The sequence below is a fragment of the Bacteroides sp. 2_2_4 genome (genome assembly GCF_000157055.1).
Lineage (GTDB): Bacteria > Bacteroidota > Bacteroidia > Bacteroidales > Bacteroidaceae > Bacteroides > Bacteroides ovatus.
Genome location: NZ_EQ973355.1, coordinates 520,245 through 542,730, shown reverse-complemented (window position 1 = coordinate 542,730; position 22,486 = coordinate 520,245). Strand labels below are relative to the sequence as shown.

The window sequence follows — 22,486 nt, the reverse complement described above, 5'->3', positions numbered from 1 at the left end:
ATACAAATACAACTCTTATGAAAAAGCAACAAATTACATTATTAGAAAAAAGAACTAAAAGAAAGCTTGTATGGATGAAAACTGCCTTTCTATTGCTGGTGCTCACAGCAGCAACCTTGCAAGGATGGGCGCAGAATGCAGAAAACAGGCAGATTTCTTTAGAGATGAAAAACGAACCGCTCGGTTCGGCCTTGAAGCAGTTCAGCAATGTATCTGGTTATAAGGTGAATTTTCCCAGTGAAGACGTTGCACCCTATCGTGTAACTGTGAGTATATATCAGATGGCTCCTTTTGCAGCACTTCAGAAGATTCTGGAAGGAAAGCCTTTTGAGTATGATGTGAAACAAAATTTCATCACTGTCCGTAAAGTGAAAGCTACCTCGACAGCTGCTTCAGGTAAGTTCAGAAATGTTGGGGGACAGGTAGTGGATGAAAGTGGTGATCCCTTGCCGGGAGCAAATGTAAAGGTGCTTAACAGTCCCTTTGGTGCTATTACGGACGCAGAGGGAAACTTTACTTGTAGAGTTCCGGTCGATGTACATACATTGGAAGTGTCTTTCGTTGGTATGCAGTCGGAAATGGTTTCTGTTAAAGATCGTAACAACGTCAGGGTGATAATGCATGAGGACAAGCAACAGTTGGGTGATGTTGTTGTGACGGGTTATCAGCGTATTAGCCGTGAACGTTCTACTGCCGCTTTCGGTTTCGTTGATTCCGAGCAACTGAACAGACAGATGCACAGTGATCTGGCCTCATCTCTGGAAGGGCAAGTAGCTGGTTTGCGTATGAATATCAATTCGAATACGGGTGATATGAGTCCTATTCTTCGTGGGGTAGGTACATTCTCGCATGATGTGGGAACAGAACCACTGATTGTTGTGGACGATATGCCAACCAATTTGAGATTGAGCGAGATAAATCCGTATAATGTAGAGAGTATCACTGTACTGAAAGATGCTGCCGCTGCCAGTATTTATGGTGCTTTGGCAGCCAATGGCGTTATTGTGGTAGCCACGATGCGGGCTAAAAAAGAAGGTGCGCACGTGAGCATTAATGCAGACTGGTTTATCACTACCAAACCAAATTTCAAGAGTTTGAATTTAGCTTCAACAAGTGATATTATTGATTATCAGACAGCTGTTTTTGATGCCAATGTAGCGGAAAAAGGAAGTGCGGCGAATTTTTTATCTTCTTTTGAGTATAATTATTACAATCCCTTGTTTCAGCTTTATCTGGATCAGGCCAATGGGGATATTACCAGTGGTGAAGTAAATGCTACGTTGAGGCAATGGCGCAATAATGATTATTATAAAGAATATCGTGATAACGCTTGGCGTACGGCTATAGCCCAGCGCTATAATGTAACCGTATCACAGAAAGCCGGAAATAGCAACCATCTCCTTTCTTTCAATTATGAAAAGGATAGTCAGCGCGTTATCAGTGGCAAAAGTAATAAAATTTCTTTATACTATAAATCGAATTATGCGGTTACAAACTGGCTGAACCTGAATGCCGGAGTGGATGTACGTATGGGACGTAGTTATACCCCGAATAGCGGTTATACTAGCTACACCCTGCAACAGCGATATGAACGGATATTGGATGCCGACGGTAACCATTATACTTCTCCTTACGTGAATGTGGATACATCTCCTTCCTATAATGGGAGTGTTGTAAGAAAAACTGAGGGTGTCTCACCTTATAGAACGTTTGGTTTCAATGTACTTGATGCATTGGAGGAAAGCATAACAAAGTCACATGATGTTAGTATTCGTCCGTTTGTAAGTTTACAGGCTCGTTTCCTGAAAATGTTCAAATACAACTTCATGTATCAGTATGAATGGAATAAAGGTAAGAGTGAACTATTTGAGTCGGAAAATACTTATGTAATGCGTATGCTATATAACAGTATGGTTGATACAAATGGAAAAGCACAATTGCCGCAAGGGGGACGTTTTAATCAGACAGAAGTAGAAAGTAAGCGTTACACGGTACGAAACCAGATTGACTTTGACAAAACTTGGAAAGACCATGCAGTAACTGCCATTGCCGGTCTGGAATTTCGTGAAAACAAGATTCCGACACCTGCCCGCCAATTGTTGTATGGCTACGATCCGCAGACATTAACTTCTGATTTTATGAACTGGCAGACCTATCGTGACGGTGTAGGAACAAGTGCTCTTTCTGGCAGAACAATTACTTTATCGGGGCTGTCTGCTACTTTGCACGAGTCACGCCATCGTTATGCGTCTTTTTATGCAAATGCAGGATACTCTTATCTGTCACGTTATAATCTTTCCGGAAGTATACGTTGGGATCAAGCTGACTTGTTCGGGCTCGATATACGCAATCAGCGCCATCCTTTGTGGTCAATCGGTGCTTCTTGGATTTTATCGGAAGAATCGTTCATAAAAGAGATTTCCTGGCTGGATTACCTTAAACTACGTATGACATACGGTATCAACGGTAATGTCGATCAAAGCTCAACTACCTATTTTGTTGTAAAGAAAAAAACGCAAAGTAATCCTATTAAAACGACCTATCTGACTTATGAGGATGATGATTTGCCAAATCCGAAGCTTCGTTGGGAGAAAACAGCCACCTACAATATAGGATTAGATTTCCGTCTTTTCAAGAATCTGATAAGCGGTAGTCTGGAATATTACAATCGTCACTCATCTGATTTGCTGGTACGCCGATATATGGACCCTACTTTAGGAGCCGGTTCACGTGTGGTGAATAATGGTGAGATGCGTAATCGTGGCGTAGAACTTTCCCTTACAACCAATATCATACGTAAGAAAGACTGGAACTTCGCTGTAGATTTTAACTTTGACTATAATAAGAACAAAATGTTGAAAGTCGATCATAGTGAATCTGATAATGCAAGAGTCTTTATCGCAAGTCCGCAGGTTTATTTTATGGAAGGTACTAGTTATAATACGTTATGGGCTTACCGTATACATTGTATCGAGAATGGATATCCGGTAGCAGTGGATAAAGATGGAAATGATCTGGTGAAATTTAATGAAGACGGCACGGTAGCCAGTATCACTTCTGGTTCTTCGCTCAAAGGTACTGATGACTTGGTGAACCTTGGTTCGCTGACTCCGAAATTCAGCGGGTCAGTGGGGTTAAGATTCAACTATAAGAATTTTGATTTGAATGCATTCTTTGTGTATGCTGGTGGTAATAAGCTGCGTAACAGTGTATTAAAAATGGATGACCAGTTAGGTACTCAAACCTTGAAAGGAATTGCCAACCGTTGGACTGCGGATGATTCGAATGCACAGGTACGTATGTACCTCGATATACCGGCACAGGTGAAAACTTATGCCAGCACTTTCCAAGATTGGTGGCAATACGGTGACATCAATGTGAAAGATGCAGGTTATGTAAAATTGCGTAGCTTGAGTGTAGGGTATAACTTACCGTTTACGGTTTGCCAACACCTCCGCCTCTCTTCTCTGAAAGTGAAAGTGCAGGTAAATAATCTGTTTACCTGGTGTAAGGCAGGAAGTGATATTGATCCGGAAAGCTATGGAATGAATGACGGTACACGTGGCATCGCTTCTCCCAAGACTTACTCCATCGGATTATCAACAAGTTTCTAACCATTTAAAAGATATAAGATATGCGTAAATTACTTTATATATTGCCAGTTATTCTCATATTGGGTTTTGCAGCCTGTGAAAACTATGTGGATATTACTCCTACAGGCAAGAAAACGGTGGATTCTACTGATACTTATTATGAATTGATAGCCCTGCCCAACCGGGCCTACCATCCGGCAGCTTTTGCCTTGTTGAGCGATAATGTCTGGTCGAAAGAATCGAATATCATAGGTAATGAATTTATTTCATGGGATGGTATTAACATGACTTTTAATGAGGCAGCTAACCGGAAAGAGCTAAGTGATAACAATTTATATGAAAATTGTTATACATATATCCTACGGTCAAATATCGTAATTTCATTGGTTGATGCTAGTCTGGGTGATAAAGATGTTAAGGAATTGGCAAAAGCGGAAGCAAAGATCATGCGTGCCTGGGATCACTTTATTCTGATAAATACATTTGCGAAAGCATATAATCCGGAAACTGCAGCCACTGACGGTGGAGTTGCTATCATTGATAAATATGATTTGGAGGCTACTCCAACCAAATCTACGGTTGCTCAAGTATACGATTTTATTATTAAGGATATAGAAGAAGCGCTTCCTTATTTACAGGAAGAGCCGGTGAATGTATATCATCCGTCAAAAGCTTTTGGATATGCGTTGGCTGCCCGTGTTTATCTGTTCCATCGAGATTGGAAAAAAGCGAAAGAAGCTGCCGAAGAATCATTGAAGTTGAATAATACCCTGATTGATTATATTGATTTGGGAGCTAAAGGAGGTCCGACTAAGGTTACTACTTATGCCAAAGGCGGTAACCCGGAAGTGCTGAACTATGCTTATATGGGTGGTCCTACTGAAGTTTTGGCCTTTTGTTATGGTATGCTTAGCCCGGAGATGGTACAACTTTTCGGGCAGAATGATGAACGTTTGAACCAATTCTTTAAAACGAGTGACAACAGTGTATACTACTTTGACGAAGGTTCAGGAGCTGCTTTGTGGAATACTTCGATTACTTATTCTAAGTTTCAGCCTATGTCTGTGGGAATGCGTACTGCCGAAGTTTACCTGATTCTGGCAGAAGCGAAAGCACGGCTGAAAGATATACCGGGAGCTGTCCAAACATTGAATCAGTTGCGTGAAAAACGAATCAAGGGAGCCGAAGCTGTATTGCCGGAACCTGCTACCGAACGTGCGATGGTGCAGGCAGTCATTGATGAGCGCCGTAAGGAGTTAATCTCCGGATTTAGTCGCTTCTGGGATTTGAAACGATACAATACGGAAGCTGATTACGCAAAGACAATCACCCGTACTTTCCCGCTGGTATCTACGGATGTCGAGAAAAAGACATATACGTTGAAGCCGGATTCACGGTTGTATATCATTCCATTCCCGTTGGCTGCCCGTGAAAAAAATCCGAACCTGACAATGAACACTAACGAATGAAAAAAATAAAGAGAAAACTATGCGAAAGATTTTGATGATGGCTGTGTTGGCGTTCCTGTCCTTGCAAGGTGTGGGAGCTCGTGCCAGTGGTATATCTCTTCTGGAAAGTGGAAAGAAGAAACTGGTAGCACAGGAAGATACGGTCAAGAAAGACACTGTTAAGAAAGTAACGGCTTATGAAAAACTGTTGAAAGATGGAGGAAGTGAATCTGAGGGTATGTTTACGGTACGCCACATCAAAGATAACTGGTATTTTGAAGTGCCGGATACTCTTTTAGGACGGTTGTTGTTGGCTGTGACCCGGTTTAAAGCAGTGCCACAGGGTTTCAAAATGCTTAGCGGAGAAGAGGTGAACCGGAGTGTTGTTTATTGGGAACAGCATGATGATAAGACTCTCTTTTTACGCGAATATGTGCAATCACAGTTTGCCCGTCCGGGTGATAACATTGCCGAGGCATTGAAACAATCGACTGTAGATCCTGTAATCTATAAATTTGATGTAATCGGTAGAAATCCGGAGACTCAGGCACAGCTCATTGATGTATCAAAACTCTTTTTAGGTGATAATAAATTGTGTGGCTTTACCTCAAGCGACCGTTCCATTCTTGGCATTGGTACTTTAGCCCAGGACCGCACATTTATGGATACGATAAAAACCTATCCTATCAACGTGGAGGCAGTGACTTTGCGTACTTATAGTATTAGTGCTGGTAGACTACCGGCTGCACAGACTGGTTCGGTGACTGTGAAACTGAATACAAGCATCGTGATGTTACCCAAAGAACCGATGCAGCCACGGTTTGCCGATGACCGGGTGGGATTTTTCCAAAACTCGTTGACCGAATTTTCGGACGACCAGCAGACTACCGATCGTGGAGCCATCATCCAGCGCTATCGGTTGGAACCGAAAGATCCGGAACGTTACCGTCGGGGACAACTCTCCGAACCGAAAAATCCCATTATCTACTACATTGATCCGGCAACACCGAAGAAGTGGATACCTTATCTTAAAGCAGGTGTCGAAGACTGGAATACAGCATTTGAAGCTGCCGGATTCAAGAACGCTATAATAGCTAAAGAATGGCCGAACGATCCCAATATGAGTTTGGACGATGCGCGTTATAGTGTGATACGTTATCTACCCTCCGAAACGGAGAATGCTTACGGTCCGCGTATTGTCGATCCGCGTAGTGGAGAAATTATGGAAAGTCATATTTGTTGGTATCACAACGTAATGAACTTACTCAAAAAGTGGTATATGGTGCAGTGCGGGCCACTGGATAAGCGCGCACGCACGATGACTTTTGACGACAAATTAATGGGCAGTCTGATTCAGTTTGTCTCTTCACATGAAGTGGGGCATAGTATCGGCTTACGGCACAATATGGCAGCCAGTTCGGCTACTCCGGTAGAGAAACTGCGTGATAAAGCTTGGGTAGAAGCCAATGGTCATACGGTATCGATCATGGATTATGCGCGGTTCAATTATGTAGCCCAACCGGAAGATCGGATTTCCGAAAAAGGATTGTTCCCTCGTATCGGTGTTTATGACAAATGGGCTATCCAATGGGGATATCGCTATCGTCCGGAATTTAAGGATCCTTATAAAGAAAAAGACGTATTACGTGCCGAAGTAACCAAAAAACTGCGGGGAGATCATCGCTTGTGGTTTGTTGGTGATGAAGGAAAGGGATTTGATCCCCGTAGCCAGAGTGAGGACTTGGGCGACAATAATATGAAAGCCAATGAATACGGTATAAAGAACCTGAAAAGAGTGATGGAAAACATACTGACCTGGACAGCACAGCCTGACGGAGAGTACACTGACTTAACCACCATTTATAATTCGGTTCGTGCCCAACATCTGAAGTATACCTTGCAAGTGCAGAAGAACATAGGAGGACGCTATACCAATAATTTGCCGGATCTCAAAGTGCATGATTATCTGCCACGCAGTTTGCAGAAAGAAGCTGTTGAATGGTTGGGACGCAATTTGTTTGTAGCTCCACTCTGGCTCTACCCTGATGAAGTGGTGAGTCGTACCGGAGTCAAACCGGTGGATGAGATTCGTGACCGCCAAAGCTCTGTTGTAGCTTTGCTACTTGCACCGGGAATGTTGTATAATATTTACTCAACCTCATTGTGTTCTTCGGAATCGTATGCACTCGATGATTATTTGAACGATGTATTTACTGCAATATGGAAACCGTTGAATGATCCCAGTGAACTGGAGAATAATTTCCGCCGTCAGTTGCACCGGACTTATCTGGGGTTTGTCGAAGGAATGATTAAACCTAGTAGCAAAGATGGTGCCAATGCAAATCTGGCAATCAGCCGTTCTGATATTCAGCTTTTTGTAGAACAGCATTTAGATAAGATTGAAGAGTCAGTAAAAGAGCAACTTGCTGCTTCTAAGGAGGGAGATCTCAATTACCGGCATTATGCGGCATTGCTGCGCAACGTTCAGAAAATAAAAGAAGGATATTATGGAAAAGATGCTGATACGCGGTCTTCTGATAAATAGCTTTGAGGAAAACGAAGAATAGAAAAAAATAGAAAAGTAGAACAGATTTTCTTGTATATATAAACTCTCTCTTTTTACTTTTACAGACTTACTCTTCTCTAATGATAACCTTGCTTTGATGAATCATCATCCATAATGCAAGCTTAGAATTAGAGGAGGGTATTTTTTTATATCCCTGATTACTGCATCCCGCTTCTTTGTAGAAAGAATCATTATTTCTGGGTATTGACAACTATTTATTTTCTAGTGAACTTTGTGAAGAAACAATCTGTTGTATATATAAAAAGAAGAAAGGAGAATTTTAGAAATGAAAAAGATAGTATTACTTCGTCACGGAGAGAGTGCATGGAATAAAGAAAATCGTTTTACGGGCTGGACAGATGTAGATCTGACAGAAAAGGGAGTTGCCGAAGCTGAAAAAGCCGGAGAGACATTGAAAGAATATGGTTTCAATTTTGATAAGGCTTATACTTCCTATTTGAAGCGTGCGGTGAAAACCTTGAACTGTGTTCTCGATAAGATGAATCTGGACTGGATACCTGTAGAGAAAAGCTGGCGCTTGAATGAAAAGCATTATGGTGAATTGCAGGGATTGAATAAAGCCGAGACTGCCGAGAAATATGGAGAAGAACAAGTGCTAGTGTGGCGTCGTAGCTATGATATAGCTCCCCATCCTCTTTCAGAAAGTGATTTGAGAAATCCCCGTTTTGATTACCGTTATCATGAAGTACCCGATGCGGAGTTGCCTCGTACTGAATCGTTGAAAGATACCATTGAACGTATTATGCCTTATTGGGAAAGTGATATATTTCCTAGTCTGAAAACAGCTCATACGCTGTTGGTGGTCGCTCATGGCAATAGTTTGAGAGGCATCATCAAGCATCTAAAAAACATCTCCGATGAAGATATTGTCAAGCTGAATCTACCTACGGCTGTGCCTTACGTATTTGAGTTTGATGAAAACCTGAACGTTGCTAATGACTATTTCCTGGGAAACCCGGAAGAGATCAAAAAACTGATGGAAGCAGTAGCCAATCAGGGAAAGAAAAAATAGAAAAGTTACACATTAAAAAAAGAAGTTATGAGTAAAGTAGTAGAATTATTAAGAGATAAGGCCTGTTATTACCTGGACCACACTTGCGAAACCATTGATAAATCATTGATTCATGTTCCGTCTCCCGATACAATAGATAAAATCTGGATTGATTCGGACCGGAGCATCAGAGTATTGAACAGTCTGCAAACGTTGTTGGGACATGGCCGCCTGGCAAATACCGGTTATGTGTCTATACTTCCTGTCGATCAGGACATCGAACATACTGCCGGAGCATCGTTTGCCCCCAATCCGATCTATTTCGATCCGGAAAATATCGTAAAACTGGCTATTGAAGGAGGCTGTAATGGAGTAGCTTCTACCTTTGGGATTCTTGGATCCGTAGCACGTAAATATGCCCATAAAATACCTTTTATCGTTAAGTTGAATCACAATGAATTACTTTCTTATCCTAACAGTTTCGACCAAGTATTGTTTGGTACCGTTAAAGAAGCCTGGAATATGGGAGCAGTAGCGGTAGGCGCCACTATCTATTTCGGTTCGGAACAGAGTCGCCGTCAGCTCGTGGAGATAGCCGAAGCTTTTGAATATGCTCACGAACTGGGGATGGCAACCATTCTTTGGTGTTACCTGCGCAATAATGATTTCAAGAAAGGTGCTGTCGATTATCATGCTGCCGCCGACCTGACAGGACAGGCCGACCGTTTGGGAGTGACTATCAAAGCTGATATTGTGAAACAGAAACTTCCGACTAATAATGGTGGCTTCAAAGCTATCGGTTTCGGAAAGATCGACGAGCGTATGTATACCGAACTTGCTTCCGAACATCCGATTGACCTTTGCCGCTACCAGGTAGCCAACGGCTATATGGGACGCGTTGGTTTGATTAACTCCGGTGGAGAATCTCACGGTTCTTCCGATTTGCGTGATGCAGTCATTACAGCTGTAGTCAACAAACGTGCAGGAGGTATGGGATTGATTAGCGGACGTAAAGCGTTCCAGAAACCAATGAACGAAGGGGTGGAATTATTGAATACTATTCAGGATGTATATCTTGATTCGTCAATAACGATTGCATAATCAGAGATGAATGGAAATAAATTATTATCTTTGACTATTAGATCGTTAACCATTAAAAATTAAGAGTATGAAATTTTTTATTGACACAGCTAATTTGGAGCAAATTCAGGAGGCTTATGACCTCGGAGTACTTGACGGAGTGACTACCAACCCTTCGCTGATGGCGAAAGAAGGTATCAAAGGAACGCAGAATCAGCGTGAACATTATATCAAGATATGTAAGATTGTCAACGGAGATGTCAGTGCCGAAGTGATAGCAACCGATTATGAAGGAATGATTCGTGAAGGTGAAGAACTTGCCGCGCTCAATCCGCATATTGTAGTAAAAGTCCCCTGTATTGCCGATGGCATTAAAGCGATCAAACATTTCACGGAAAAGGGAATCCGTACTAACTGTACATTAGTCTTTTCAGTAGGACAGGCATTACTGGCAGCTAAAGCCGGAGCTACCTATGTTTCGCCTTTTGTCGGTCGTCTGGACGATATTTGTGAAGATGGAGTAGGGCTTGTGGGAGATATTGTACGTATGTATCGTACCTATGATTACAAGACACAAGTGCTCGCTGCTTCTATCCGCAATACGAAACATATTATCGAATGTGTGGAAGTGGGAGCGGACGTTGCTACTTGTCCGTTGAGTGCTATCAAGGGTTTATTGAATCATCCGTTGACGGATTCGGGATTGAAGAAGTTTCTGGAAGACTATAAAAAAGTCAATGGTTGAGTAAGTAATGAAACTTGCAGTATATTAAAATTTTTAGGCACGGATTATTTGCTCAGGTCTTAGAATTCCGTGCCTAAAGAATATTTGTTTTTTCGGGTAGCTGCTCATTACTCTTTTTTCCGTTCCTGTTTTCTCTTCTCCTTATATTGAGTTGGCGTTTCTCCTGTATATTGTTTGAAAGCCGTACTGAAATAGCGTGAAGTAGTGAAGCCGACCTTCTCGGCAATTTCCGTGAACGACATGTCCGTACTGGTGATTAATGTGATCGCTTTCTCCATCCGGAATTTATTAATGTAATCATTGGCTCCCATATCGGTCAGAGCTTTTAGCTTATTGTAAAGGGAAGCCCGGCTCATACCTATCTCCTTGCAGATAAAAGTGACGTCCAGATTGCTGCTATCCAGATGTTCCTGAATAATTTTATTCAGTTTCAGCAGAAATGTTTCATCTGCCTGGCTGAAAGTGCTCTCTTCCGGCGCAGGGACTAATCCTGTATTCAAATATCTTTTCTTGATAGATTCGCGGTTTTTCAATCGGTTGCGAATGATTTCCATTAGCATTTCTATCTCAAAGGGCTTAGTCAGATAAGCGTCCGCCCCATTCTTGTAGCCACTCAACTGACTTTGTTTATCATCTCTTGCTGTCAGCAGAATGATAGGAATGTGACTGATCGTAATATCTTCCTTTATATTTTTGCAAAGTTCATATCCATTCATTCTCGGCATCATCACGTCACTGACGATAATATCCGGAGCATGATTTCTGGTCAGTTGAAGGGCTTCCACACCATCGGAAGCAATCACTACCCGTTTGAAATATTCTCCCAGTGACTTTTTCAGAAAATCCGTCAAATCCGGATTGTCATCCACCACTAGAATACTGTAAGGACTCGTATCAAACGTATTTTCCTCCGGTAACTGTTCTTTGCTATCATCGTTCATCAATTCGTTCAGATATGCCTTCGGCTGACAGACGATCTCTTCCGATTGTTGTCTCAAGGGTAGTTCAAAGAAGAATGTTGCACCAGCTTCCTGATTATCCCGTGCACCGATGGAGCCTCCGTGTAGTTCTACCAGAATCCTGGAATAAGATAATCCGATACCTGTGCCGCTTTGCTCTCCTGTACCTTGATAGAAACGGGTGAAGAGTTTTTGTGTATTTACTTGTTTCAATCCGTTTCCCCGGTCAATGATGGAGATACGTACGCTATTTTTCTCGGAAAGCAACTCCGATGTAATTGTTATTTCTGCATCTTGTGGACTGTGTTTCAAGGCATTGATAAGCAGATTGCTTAGAATAATCTCACACTTATCTTTATCGAAACTTACAGTATTGACCTGTGGGTCAAGCTGATAGCGGATACGGACGTTTTTAGCTTCACCTTCGCTGACGAAATCTTGGGATACATGTTCAATCCATTGATTGAGAGCATACGGCTGTATCTGCAATTTACTTTCCCCAACCTCCATTTTGCGTACATCGAGTACCATATTAATAAGGTTTTTCATTCGCTGTGACTGGCGATAGATTGCTTTTATAGGTAAATATTGTGTATCTTCGGCAGAAAGCGATTTCAGTATCCGGCTAAGCGGTGCGTGTATGAGCGTTAAAGGTGTGCGCAGCTCATGACTGATATTAATAAGGAAACGTACTTTTTCTTCATATACCTGTTGTTCATGTTCCTTCATTGCCCATTTCAGTTTTTCTTCCTTACGCTTTAGAGTTCTTCGGAAAGTTTCAATAATAGCGGCAGCAGTAAGAACGGTACAGCTAAGAATAAACCACCATGTCCGATACCAGGGAGGGAGAATGGTTAGTTCCAGTACTTCCTGACTGGGAATCCAACTGCCATCTTTAGCTGTACATGAAGCCATAATCTTATAACTTCCCGGAGGAAGTGAACGTATAGCCAGTTCGGGATTGTACGATTCGATTTGCTGGTCATTCAGCCCTTCTATCTGGTATCTGTACACTTTCTGTCGGAAAATGTCCTTCTCTTTCGACATGATCCGGATAGTGATATTACTGTTCCAGGGAGCGGAGATCCCTGTTGGTCGATTGGTTAATTCGTTATTCACGGATTCTCCATTGATGATGACATCGGATAATTGGAGTTGGGGAAGTTCAGAAGTTGTTAATGGTATTTTGCAGTTAATGTGCAGTAAACCTTTTACTCCACCCATATAGACGTCTCCCTGCATACTTAACAGGCGGGGTTTGGAAAGATATTCGTTCTGGATTACGCCGTCTGATTCGCCGAATAGAACGAACTTTTTTTCTTTGATAAGCCAAGCGAAAAGCATGCTGTCAGCTCCTATCCATACTTTTCCTTGCTGGTCGCATACGATCAAAGTGTTTTCACTAAATAGAGAGGTCGGGATCGGAGTCTGTATTTTGGTGGCGGGATTGTAGTGTACCAATCCGTAATTGTTCCCAATCCAGAAGTTTCCCTCTTCGTCTCTTGAAACGGAGTTGATGGTCGTGTCTTTCCAGCATCTGTATAGGGCTTTCAGCCGGTTTGTATGGTTGTCCAGTTCATATATGTGCTTCGTATCATTTAGATAAGTGGTGTTCCTATAATTGCCGATTGGCAGGAGAGCACCGATAATATCTTGTTCTTCCTGTTCTATAGCGGTACTGAAAGTACGTGTATTCAAATCATATATATAGATATGTTCTCCAAGGAACAGAATGCTGTGATGAGTGTTCCGGAGTAGATTTACAGCCTTGCCTCGATTGCATAAGAGTGCTGTTGTTTCAGCGTCGACAATGGTGAAAGGTTGTTTTTCTCCAGTTGCCGGATTGAAAATAAATACTCCTTGTGAGAAAATAGAAATTAATAATTTACCGGGAGTAAACTGACAGATAGAGGCAACTTTGTCTTCCCAGGTTGAGGGATAATGAGTAAATTTCTCTGTGAGCGGATTAAAGTTGTTGATACCTCCTCCGTCCGTGCCTACCCAGATTTGATCTTGAGATTCCTGGAAAAGACTTAGAACGGTATTGTTGCTAAGTCCCCGGTCGTTGCCGGGTGGTACGTCTGTATATGTTTTCATGGAAACTTCCCGGATGCTGATTAGTCCGTTGCGGATGCTGCCTGCCCATATATTGTTGTTGTAGTCGTTGTATAGGCATAAGATAGAGTTGGCGGGAAGTGAATAGTTGTCACTTCCGGGCACATGTTCCAGCAGAGAAAAATGTCCGGTTTCCGGGTCGAGAATATTAATGCCTCCTCCGTCTGTTCCAATCCAGATTTCTCCTTCCCGTTCGGCGAGACTTAGTACAACATTGTTACTTAGAGAAGAGTTGTGGGTAGTATATGTAGCCAGTAGTTTACCGTCGTGTGTCAGGCAGTTCAGCCCTCCGTTGTAAGGGGCTACCCAGATTCTTTTTTGTGAGTCTATGAGTACGTTCATTATTTCCTTTCCGCAATCGAAAGGAGGACGGCGGCATTTTCCGGTATTCAGGTCGAGCAGGAGTAGTCCTTGCCAGCGACTACAACAAAGTAATGTTCGTTTATCCCATAGACTTAGCAGAGTCACATTATAATTGGGCTCTAGGTCAAACGTTTGCAGGAGGCGGAAAGTGGCATCCTGATAATTATAGAAAAAGATTTTATTTTTCGAACCGAATAACACTCCATCATCAGTCAGGCAGACGGAATAGGCGATGATATTATTTCCTGTTTCATCAGTCGGTATAAGAAAGTCATCGCTTTGCCGCTGATAACGTGCCACTCCCTTATCTGTCAGAATCCATATATTGTTTTGTACATCTTCTATCAGCTGGTAGATTAAATTGTGAGGAATGGAATGAGGGTTGTTTGACTGATGGACATACTTTTTAAGTTCATGTCCGTCATATCGTCCCAGTCCGGAGCGGGTTCCAATCCATACAAAACCTTGTTCATCCGTTAAGATGCATCGTACGGTAGAAGGCAGTCCGTCTTTTAGTGAGATTTGCTTATAGTAATAATGACCGGCTTGAAGAGGGGAGATGCCGATAAACAGTGCGATAAATGCGATGCATAGTAGTAAAAAGGTCTTTCTTCTCATGAGATTAGGTCAGTTAAACTAAAACAAAGATAATACATTCGGATGAATGTTTGTTGAAAAGCAAACTTATTTTGTATTCCTTCAGGTAAAAGAGTTATATATAGTTGCTTTTTTCTATTTAATTTTGTATCTTTAAAGCTTTCCGTCCTTCTAAAGATAAGTTGTCCCCTTGTAATGGGATAATAGTCATCTTATAGGGTGCTATTTATCACTTTACAAAATGATTATTGTCACCTTATAAGGGGATGACTACTCGACTGCATAAACTATTATAAATTTCTGTACTGAAAATCTTTAATCTCTGCACTGAAAATCCTTGAATACAATGAGAATTGCTAATTCTTCATCTTATATTCATAGGGAGCCATTCCAACAACTTTTTTAAATAACCGGCTTATTGGAAGTAAAGGCCTGTACACAGCAGATTAGGTAAAGTAGCCGGTTTTTATTAGCGGGAAGATAGTATTATTTAGCTAGATTCTCTATCTTTGCTCGAAAATATACGACTATGATTACCGAAGAACTACAGAAACTTTATCAGTCATATACGGGCGTTCCCGCTGAAAACATAACAGAATTACCGTCTTCCGGTTCCAACCGCCGTTATTTTCGGCTGACGGGTATAGAAACATTGATTGGAGTTTACGGAGCTTCTATCGATGAGAATGAAGCATTTCTTTATATGGCAGGACACTTCCACAAATGTGGACTGCCTGTTCCCGAAGTGCGCATCGTTTCGGAAGATAAGACCTATTATTTGCAGGAGGATTTGGGCGATACTCTGTTGTTCCATGCCATAGAGAAAGGACGTGCTACCAGCGTCTTTTCAGAAGAGGAAAAAGAGTTGCTTCGCAAAACGATTCGTTTGCTTCCTGCCATTCAGTTTGCCGGGGCCGATGGATTTGATTTTTCCCGTTGTTATCCTCAACCGGAGTTCAATCAACGCTCCATTCTGTGGGATTTGAATTACTTTAAATATTGCTTCCTGAAAGCTACCGGTATGGAGTTTCAGGAAGATAAACTGGAAGATGATTTCCAGAAAATGAGCGATGTCTTGCTTCGCAGTTCTTCCGCTACTTTCATGTATCGTGATTTTCAGAGCCGTAATGTGATGATAAAAGACGGCGAACCGTGGTTTATCGACTTTCAGGGCGGACGCAAAGGCCCGTTCTATTATGACATAGCCTCTTTCCTGTGGCAAGCGAAAGCGAAATATCCCGATAGTCTTCGTAAAGAACTGCTGCAAGAGTATATGGAAGCTCTTCGCAAATACCAACCGATTGACGAATCCTATTTTTATAGCCAGCTTCGTCACTTTGTCCTTTTCCGTACGCTGCAAGTGCTGGGAGCTTATGGTTTCCGTGGTTACTTTGAAAAGAAACCGCATTTTATCCAAAGTGTTCCTTATGCCATCGAAAACCTGCGTGAATTGTTGAAAGAAGAATATCCGGAATATCCGTATCTCTGTAACGTTTTGCGAGAGCTTACCGGACTGAAACAATTTACGGACGATCTGAAAAAGCGGCAGTTAACCGTCAAAGTGATGAGTTTTGCCTATAAGAAAGGAATTCCTGATGACTCTACCGGCAATGGAGGAGGTTATGTATTCGACTGTCGCGCCGTGAATAATCCCGGTAAGTATGAGCGTTACAAACCTTTCACCGGACTGGATGAACCTGTAATCACTTTCTTGGAAGAAGATGGAGAAATACTCCGTTTCCTCGATCATGTCTATGCTTTGGTGGATGCCTCCGTGCAACGTTATATGGAACGCGGATTCAGCAATTTGTCCGTCTGCTTCGGTTGCACCGGCGGACAGCATCGTTCTGTTTATTCTGCCCAGCATCTGGCAGAGCACCTGAATCAGAAATTTGGTGTGAAAGTCGAACTGGTGCATCGGGAACAGAATATCGAACATACGTTTGAGGCAACAATCTAAGAAGAGTAAATATTAAAGAAGAAAGTAACCGAAAGAATGAAAGCAATGATATTTGCAGCCGGTTTGGGTAGCCGGCTGAAGCCGCTCACCGATACCATGCCGAAGGCTTTGGTTCCCATAGCCGGACATCCGATGTTGGAACATGTGATCTTAAAACTGAAAGCTGCCGGATTCACAGAAATAGTGATTAATATCCATCATTTTGGCGAACAAATACTTGATTTCTTAGAAGCCAATGAGAATTTTGGGCTTATCATACATATTTCCGATGAACGCGATCTGTTGCTCGACACCGGTGGGGGAATTAAGAAAGCCCGTTCTTTCTTTGAAAACTCCGATGAGCCTTTCCTGATACACAATGTCGATATTCTTTCAGACGTGAATCTGAAAGAATTATATGACTACCATTTACGAAGCGGTGCTGTTGCCACTTTACTGGCCAGCCAACGTAAAACCTCCCGCTATCTTCTTTTTGATACAGATAAGAGACTTTGCGGATGGATAAACAAGGATACGGAACAAGTGAAACCGGAAGGTTTTCAGTATGATTCTTCCCTTTATCAAGAATATGCATTCAGTGGCATCCATGTACTTTCGCCCGCCATTTTTCAATGGATGACCTCTCCCTCATGGGATGGAAAATTCTCTATCATGGATTTCTATCTTGCCACTTGCCGGCAAGTAAACTATGGTGGTTACTTGACAGAAAAGTTGCATCTGATTGATATAGGCAAACCGGAAACATTAGCGAAAGCAGAAGGCTTCTTATACCAAAATGCGAAATAAAGATACTGAAAGAGGCTAAAAGGCCTCTTTCTTTCTATGTAACAAAATATTAAAGTAACTTTGCTTGGATAAACAATCAATATTGTAATACTATACAAATTTTGCTGCATGGAACAGACTTTGGTAAATGGGATAGCTGATAACTTATTGCATAATATCTTTAATGACTTGTCTGTAGGCTTGGAATTGTATGATAAGGACGGTCTCATGATAGATGTCAATTATTCACGGTTGAGATCAATGGGGATAAAAGACAAAAAGGATATTTTGGGCTATAATCTATTCAACTACACCAGTTTCTCTGATGAAATCAAGGAACAGATCAGAAAAGGAGAAACAGTGCGTTTCATGGCAAAATATGATTTTGATGACTTGTGCCGTCTTTTTCCTACTAATCTGTCCGGTATAAAATTCTTCGAGATTACCGTTTCTTTTGTACATAATGATAAGTCTGAAATTACCAATTATATGGTGATAACTCAAGATATCACCGAACGTGTTTTGTGGCAAAACAAATATGACAATCTTTACGAAGAGGTTGTGCGTTCGAAAAAAGAACTTCTTGAGAGCGAACAAAGAATGATCCATTTGATTCGTCAGAATGAATTGGTATTGAACAATATTAATTCGGGATTGGCATATATTGCGAACGACTATATCGTACAATGGGAGAATATCTCGCTTTGTAGTAAAAGCCTTTCTTATGAGGCTTACAAAAAAGGAGAACCTTGCTATCTGACAGCCCATAATCGCACCACTCCTTGTGAGAATTGTGTGATGCAACGTGCCCGGAAATCCGGTCAGGTAGAGTCTATCTTGTTTAATCTGGATAACAAGCATGTCATAGAAGTCTTTGCTACTCCCATATTTAATGAACAGGGAGATGTTGACGGTGTCGTGATTCGTGTAGATGATGTTACCGAGCGGCAGCACATGATTGGTGAACTTGAAAAGGCAAGGAGCCGCGCTGAACAATCCGATAAGTTGAAATCCGCCTTTCTGGCAAATATGAGCCATGAAATTCGTACACCGTTAAATGCTATCGTTGGTTTTTCCGACTTATTGATGGTGACGGAAGATCAAGAAGAAAAAGAAGAATTTATTCAGATTATCAATGCCAACAATGAGTTGCTTTTGAAGCTGATTAACGACATACTGGATCTTTCGAAAATAGAAGCCGGCTCGGTAGAACTGAAATACGAAAATTTTGATTTGGCTGTTTATTTCAACGAATTAGCTGCTTCGATGCATCGTCGTGTAGTAAATCCGCAGGTTCGGTTAGTTCCCGTGAATCCTTATGAAGCCTGTACCGTTCGTTTGGATAAAAACCGGTTAGCGCAGATTCTCACTAACTTTGTAACTAATGCTATCAAATATACCTCCAAAGGAACTATTGAAATGGGGTATGAGAAGATAGACGAAAATATTCGTCTTTACGTTCGCGATACAGGTATCGGCATACCGGAGGATAAAAAAGATAAAGTATTTCATCGTTTTGAGAAACTGGATGAATTTGCACAGGGAACCGGATTGGGATTGTCCATTTGTAAAGCCATTGTTGAGGCTTGCAGAGGAGAGATAGGCTTTGAGTCAGAATTTGATAAAGGGTCTTTATTTTGGGCGGTTTTGCCATGCCAGTTCGAATCGGTTAACAGCGAACCGACTTCTTCACGTCGGAACAATGAGAAGGATGCGAATAAAGAAAATATTCTTGACTCCGAAGAAACAAAAAAAGTACCTAAAAGAGTACTGGTCGTTGAAGATATACAAAGTAACTTCTTTTTGGTATCTTCTATCTTGAAAAACAAATGCCAGTTGTTACACGCACCGAATGGACTGGAGGCAGTTGAGATTGTCCGTACCCAACCGGTGGATTTGGTACTGATGGATATGAAGATGCCTGTTATGGACGGACGTACTGCAACCTCGGAGATCCGGAAGTTCAATGCTGAAATTCCAATTATCGCCCTGACTGCTCATGCCTTTGATGCTGACCGGGTAGCTGCGTTGAAAGCCGGTTGTGATGATTATCTGGTGAAGCCGATCAATGGCGCGAAGTTGATGCAGACTCTGAAAGAGTATGGTTGTTGAAAGGATGGGATTAGAAATGTGCTGATCTGAAAAAGGGTATATTCTATTCTTTCTGTTTTTAATATATCAGTCACTTGTTTGTGGTGAAGGAAAAAACGCTCTGCATTTTGGATGAAAGAATGTAGGATTGTTTGTTATCCTGGATAATTCCTGTCTAAAAATAAATAATTCCTCTGTATTGCTATCTATATGCTTACTGTTTGCCCGTATGTAGTTTGTTTTATCATTCTTTTTTGGTGCGTATATGATGATGAACTAGCCTATAAACAGGCTTTTCCGAGGGCTTTTATAACTTGGTCGGTGAGTATGGAAGGCTTTCTCGGTGAGGAAGGATGTGTTCCTCACCGAGGAATGGCTTATTGCTCACCGAGGAAAATCATTTATTTCTTTAAAGAAAACGCATATCATCTGAAAATATATGCTGTATTGTGGTAGTAATATGCATATATATGTGATAATATGGATGCTTTTAATTCCGGATTACCATCTTCAATAGTTTTGTTTTCTTTCTTAATCTGAAAAATAGAACATTTCTCTTGTTTGTTTGGAGGAATTGAAAGGGAGACGGCTTACTATAAAAGGCTATAAATCCGTAAAGTTTGGGATTGTTTTTTATGTTTATGGATTTAAATAGTTATCTTTGTACAAGAAAGGAGGTATATAATGACTGCTACAAAGAAAATAAAAACTCGGGAAGAACTTAGAGTTGAGGTAGTGAAGAAAATTACAGCTAATAAAAGGAATGCCCAATCTTTTCTAAAAAAAGCTGGAATAGTCTCTAAATCAGGTGAACTTACCAAAATTTATAGATGAAAGAAACATTATACTCACGTCGTTCTAATCTTGTTGTTGGCTTTCATGGTTGTGATCAATCAATTAAAGAACAAGTGTTTGAACATCTGGCGAGATTGGCAGCAGTTGCCGATCTTTCGGAAGAAAATCGTATCGCTTATGATAAGGCATTAGATCGATATAGAGTCAATCAAATCGTAGAGGAGGATGAACGGCGTAAAAACGAAGAGATGCGGAGAAAAGCGGCTGAAGAAGGGATGAAAGAAGGGCTAAAGGAAGGGATAAGAGAAGGAATAAAGGAAGGAATGGAGAAAGGGATGGAGAAAGGAGAGCAAAAGAAGCAAATTGAAATTGCTCGAAAGATGAGGGAGGACGGAATATCCATTGATACAATTATCAAATACACGGGTCTTCAATCTTCTGATATAGAAAACCTATAATATATCTTCGTAGGAAAATTGTTGTAGTTATATTAGGATAAAATATAAAAGAGGCGGGAATATTCAGGAATGAATACTTCCGCTTTCTTTTTTTGATTCGTAAGATGTCCAACAATGTCTATGATGTTTAGATATATCGATGAAATGGACGATTTTAGACAAATTTGGAAGAATCGTAGCTAAAATAGAACATTCTTTGCCTTTAATATAGCCTACATTTGTGATCGTGATTGTCAAAAGGGACAGCACAATTATTAAATAAAGCTAATCTTAATTATTAAATTTATGAGAAACAAATTCCTATTTCTTTGTCTCTTCCTTTTTGGAACGTTGACAGCTTGTAAAGACACAAAATGGGTAGACGTTCCAACTGGTACTCCTCCTGAAGGTGCAATCACAGGAAAACCTGGTGAACCGGAAGAACCGGATGATCCTACTGTAAAATCATTCATTAATTGCTCTTACATTCGGGGGGATTTTTTTGAAATAAACCGTATTTCGGCAGCCAGTATGGGTGCTTGTACAGATTTGATTTATTTGGCAGCGCGTCCTTATGCAAATGGTGAGGTAGCTTTTGAATTGCCGTTGAATGATGCGACGATGACAAACGTATCTCATACAGGCACTTTTCAAGGTCGTAATGGAGTGGTTAAATTTGAAGGAACAAGTTTTATGAATGGCGGTGATGGATTACTTCACTCTGCTGATGGGGCCTTTAATAAATTCACCTTTGGTACCTATATATATATAAGTGAATGGGTGGACGGAGCTTTTCTCTTTAAGAAAATGGATGGAAACTCCACGATCATTGCTTTTCAAATGGGTGCGACAGCTAATAGTTTGAAACTGTCTATTGGAAGTTCGGTTGCAACCGTTACCACTCCTGATCTGGCAACAGGCTGGCACTATATTGGGCTGACTTATGAACAGGGAACGGCGAAACTTTATGTGGATACAAACAATACTGCAATAAGTTTTGTAGGTGCTCTCCCTAATGAAGTACCTAATACACGTACTGATTTTTTGATTGGAGATAAATTTAAAGGTTATTTAGATGAAACTTTTGTAAGCAGTCTGGTAGTAGGTACATCAGGTAGAAATCCTATCACCTTTGACAATTGGAATAATTCCAAAATACTTGCTTACTGGAAATACGATGATGCCACGAAACCTGGCAAGGATTCACATTCCTGGCTGGGGCGTTTGAATAATATACGTACCGCTTTACAGGGACAACAGGGAGATAGAAGATTGCGCTTGGGCATTGCCGGTGGAGAATGGAAAAAGATGATGGCTGATGCCACTGCTCGCACAAGATTTGCTTCCGAGGTGAAGAAGATTATCGAACAATATGATTTTGATGGAGTTGATTTTGATTTTGAATGGCCTACAAATACGAATGAATTTAATAATTATAGTGCAACAGTTATCCAAATGCGTTCTACATTAGGAAAGTATGTTTACTTCACTGCGTCTTTGCATCCGGTTTCTTTTAAAATATCTCCGGAAGCTATTGATGCACTGGATTTTATCTCTTATCAATGTTATGGCCCTGCAGTGATGCGTTTTCCTTATGAGCAATTTGTAAAAGATGGAGAAATGGCTATAACATATGGAATTCCTAAGAATAAACTAGTGATGGGAGTCCCTTTCTATGGTTCTACGGGTAGTCTGATTGCTGCCTATTATGATTTCGTGAATGACGGTCTGGCTACTACGATTGAGGATACATATACATATAAAGGAAATACATATACTTTCAACAGTGTAGAAACGATTCGCAAGAAAGCGAGATATGTGTGTGAAGAAGGCTTTGCAGGTATTATGAGTTGGGATTTGGCAACGGATATTGACGTAACCAATAATAAGTCTTTGTTGAAGGCCATAAAAGAAGAGTTTGAATATTATGCGAATCCGACGGAATAAAAGAGAATCTAAA

The 22,486-nt window shown here is 41.1% G+C and carries 12 protein-coding genes; 11 read left to right on the top strand and 1 reads right to left on the bottom strand.

Annotated features, from left to right (window positions below):
* Positions 1–17 precede the first annotated feature (17 nt).
* The 6 genes from BSCG_RS24950 (at position 18) to fsa (ending at position 10,444) form a co-directional block, all read left to right on the top strand.
* On the top strand, positions 18–3,614 hold the full coding sequence (locus BSCG_RS24950; protein ID WP_008774771.1) for a SusC/RagA family TonB-linked outer membrane protein: 3,597 nt from the start codon (positions 18–20) through the stop codon (positions 3,612–3,614).
* A 20-nt stretch (positions 3,615–3,634) separates the two neighbouring features.
* Complete coding sequence (locus BSCG_RS24955) at positions 3,635–5,062, top strand: RagB/SusD family nutrient uptake outer membrane protein (RefSeq protein ID WP_008774770.1); 1,428 nt, start codon at positions 3,635–3,637, stop codon at positions 5,060–5,062.
* A 19-nt stretch (positions 5,063–5,081) separates the two neighbouring features.
* Complete coding sequence (locus tag BSCG_RS24960; RefSeq protein ID WP_032849280.1) at positions 5,082–7,586, top strand: zinc-dependent metalloprotease; 2,505 nt, start codon at positions 5,082–5,084, stop codon at positions 7,584–7,586.
* A gap of 307 nt (positions 7,587–7,893) precedes the next feature.
* Entirely contained in the window at positions 7,894–8,640 is a 747-nt protein-coding gene (gene gpmA / locus BSCG_RS29365) for a 2,3-diphosphoglycerate-dependent phosphoglycerate mutase (RefSeq protein ID WP_004300826.1), read from the top strand.
* A 27-nt stretch (positions 8,641–8,667) separates the two neighbouring features.
* Entirely contained in the window at positions 8,668–9,720 is a 1,053-nt protein-coding gene (locus BSCG_RS29360) for a class I fructose-bisphosphate aldolase (protein ID WP_004300825.1), read from the top strand.
* Positions 9,721–9,787: 67 nt separating this feature from the next.
* Positions 9,788–10,444: a fructose-6-phosphate aldolase gene (gene fsa / locus BSCG_RS24975; protein ID WP_004300824.1), complete on the top strand. Its 657-nt coding sequence runs from the start codon at positions 9,788–9,790 to the stop codon at positions 10,442–10,444.
* 107 nt (positions 10,445–10,551) lie between these two features.
* Here the strand turns inward: fsa and BSCG_RS24980 are convergent, their stop codons facing one another.
* Entirely contained in the window at positions 10,552–14,499 is a 3,948-nt protein-coding gene (locus tag BSCG_RS24980; protein ID WP_008774768.1) for a response regulator, read from the bottom strand.
* A gap of 508 nt (positions 14,500–15,007) precedes the next feature.
* Here BSCG_RS24980 and BSCG_RS24985 point away from each other — a divergent pair.
* The 5 genes from BSCG_RS24985 to BSCG_RS25010 all read left to right on the top strand — a co-directional run bounded on the left by BSCG_RS24985 (position 15,008) and on the right by BSCG_RS25010 (position 22,473).
* Complete coding sequence (locus BSCG_RS24985) at positions 15,008–16,438, top strand: phosphotransferase (RefSeq protein WP_004300822.1); 1,431 nt, start codon at positions 15,008–15,010, stop codon at positions 16,436–16,438.
* A 36-nt stretch (positions 16,439–16,474) separates the two neighbouring features.
* Positions 16,475–17,224, top strand: coding sequence for a nucleotidyltransferase family protein (locus tag BSCG_RS24990; RefSeq protein WP_004300821.1), 750 nt, complete (start codon positions 16,475–16,477; stop codon positions 17,222–17,224).
* A 108-nt stretch (positions 17,225–17,332) separates the two neighbouring features.
* Entirely contained in the window at positions 17,333–19,315 is a 1,983-nt protein-coding gene (locus tag BSCG_RS24995; RefSeq protein ID WP_004311429.1) for a response regulator, read from the top strand.
* An 809-nt stretch (positions 19,316–20,124) separates the two neighbouring features.
* Positions 20,125–20,547, top strand: coding sequence for a hypothetical protein (locus tag BSCG_RS25005; RefSeq protein WP_008648815.1), 423 nt, complete (start codon positions 20,125–20,127; stop codon positions 20,545–20,547).
* Between the two features lie 285 nt (positions 20,548–20,832).
* Complete coding sequence (locus tag BSCG_RS25010) at positions 20,833–22,473, top strand: glycosyl hydrolase family 18 protein (RefSeq protein WP_004304365.1); 1,641 nt, start codon at positions 20,833–20,835, stop codon at positions 22,471–22,473.
* Positions 22,474–22,486: the final 13 nt, after the last annotated feature.

Excerpts from the sequence above, each read along its gene's own strand:
- BSCG_RS24950 (WP_008774771.1), top strand. The coding sequence starts at position 18 with ATGAAAAAGCAACAAATTACATTATTAGAAAAAAGAACTAAAAGAAAG.
- BSCG_RS24955 (WP_008774770.1), top strand. The coding sequence starts at position 3,635 with ATGCGTAAATTACTTTATATATTGCCAGTTATTCTCATATTGGGTTTT.
- BSCG_RS24960 (WP_032849280.1), top strand. The coding sequence starts at position 5,082 with ATGCGAAAGATTTTGATGATGGCTGTGTTGGCGTTCCTGTCCTTGCAA.
- gpmA (WP_004300826.1), top strand. The coding sequence starts at position 7,894 with ATGAAAAAGATAGTATTACTTCGTCACGGAGAGAGTGCATGGAATAAA.
- BSCG_RS29360 (WP_004300825.1), top strand. The coding sequence starts at position 8,668 with ATGAGTAAAGTAGTAGAATTATTAAGAGATAAGGCCTGTTATTACCTG.
- fsa (WP_004300824.1), top strand. The coding sequence starts at position 9,788 with ATGAAATTTTTTATTGACACAGCTAATTTGGAGCAAATTCAGGAGGCT.
- BSCG_RS24980 (WP_008774768.1), bottom strand. The coding sequence starts at position 14,499 with ATGAGAAGAAAGACCTTTTTACTACTATGCATCGCATTTATCGCACTG.
- BSCG_RS24985 (WP_004300822.1), top strand. The coding sequence starts at position 15,008 with ATGATTACCGAAGAACTACAGAAACTTTATCAGTCATATACGGGCGTT.
- BSCG_RS24990 (WP_004300821.1), top strand. The coding sequence starts at position 16,475 with ATGAAAGCAATGATATTTGCAGCCGGTTTGGGTAGCCGGCTGAAGCCG.
- BSCG_RS24995 (WP_004311429.1), top strand. The coding sequence starts at position 17,333 with ATGGAACAGACTTTGGTAAATGGGATAGCTGATAACTTATTGCATAAT.
- BSCG_RS25005 (WP_008648815.1), top strand. The coding sequence starts at position 20,125 with ATGAAAGAAACATTATACTCACGTCGTTCTAATCTTGTTGTTGGCTTT.
- BSCG_RS25010 (WP_004304365.1), top strand. The coding sequence starts at position 20,833 with ATGAGAAACAAATTCCTATTTCTTTGTCTCTTCCTTTTTGGAACGTTG.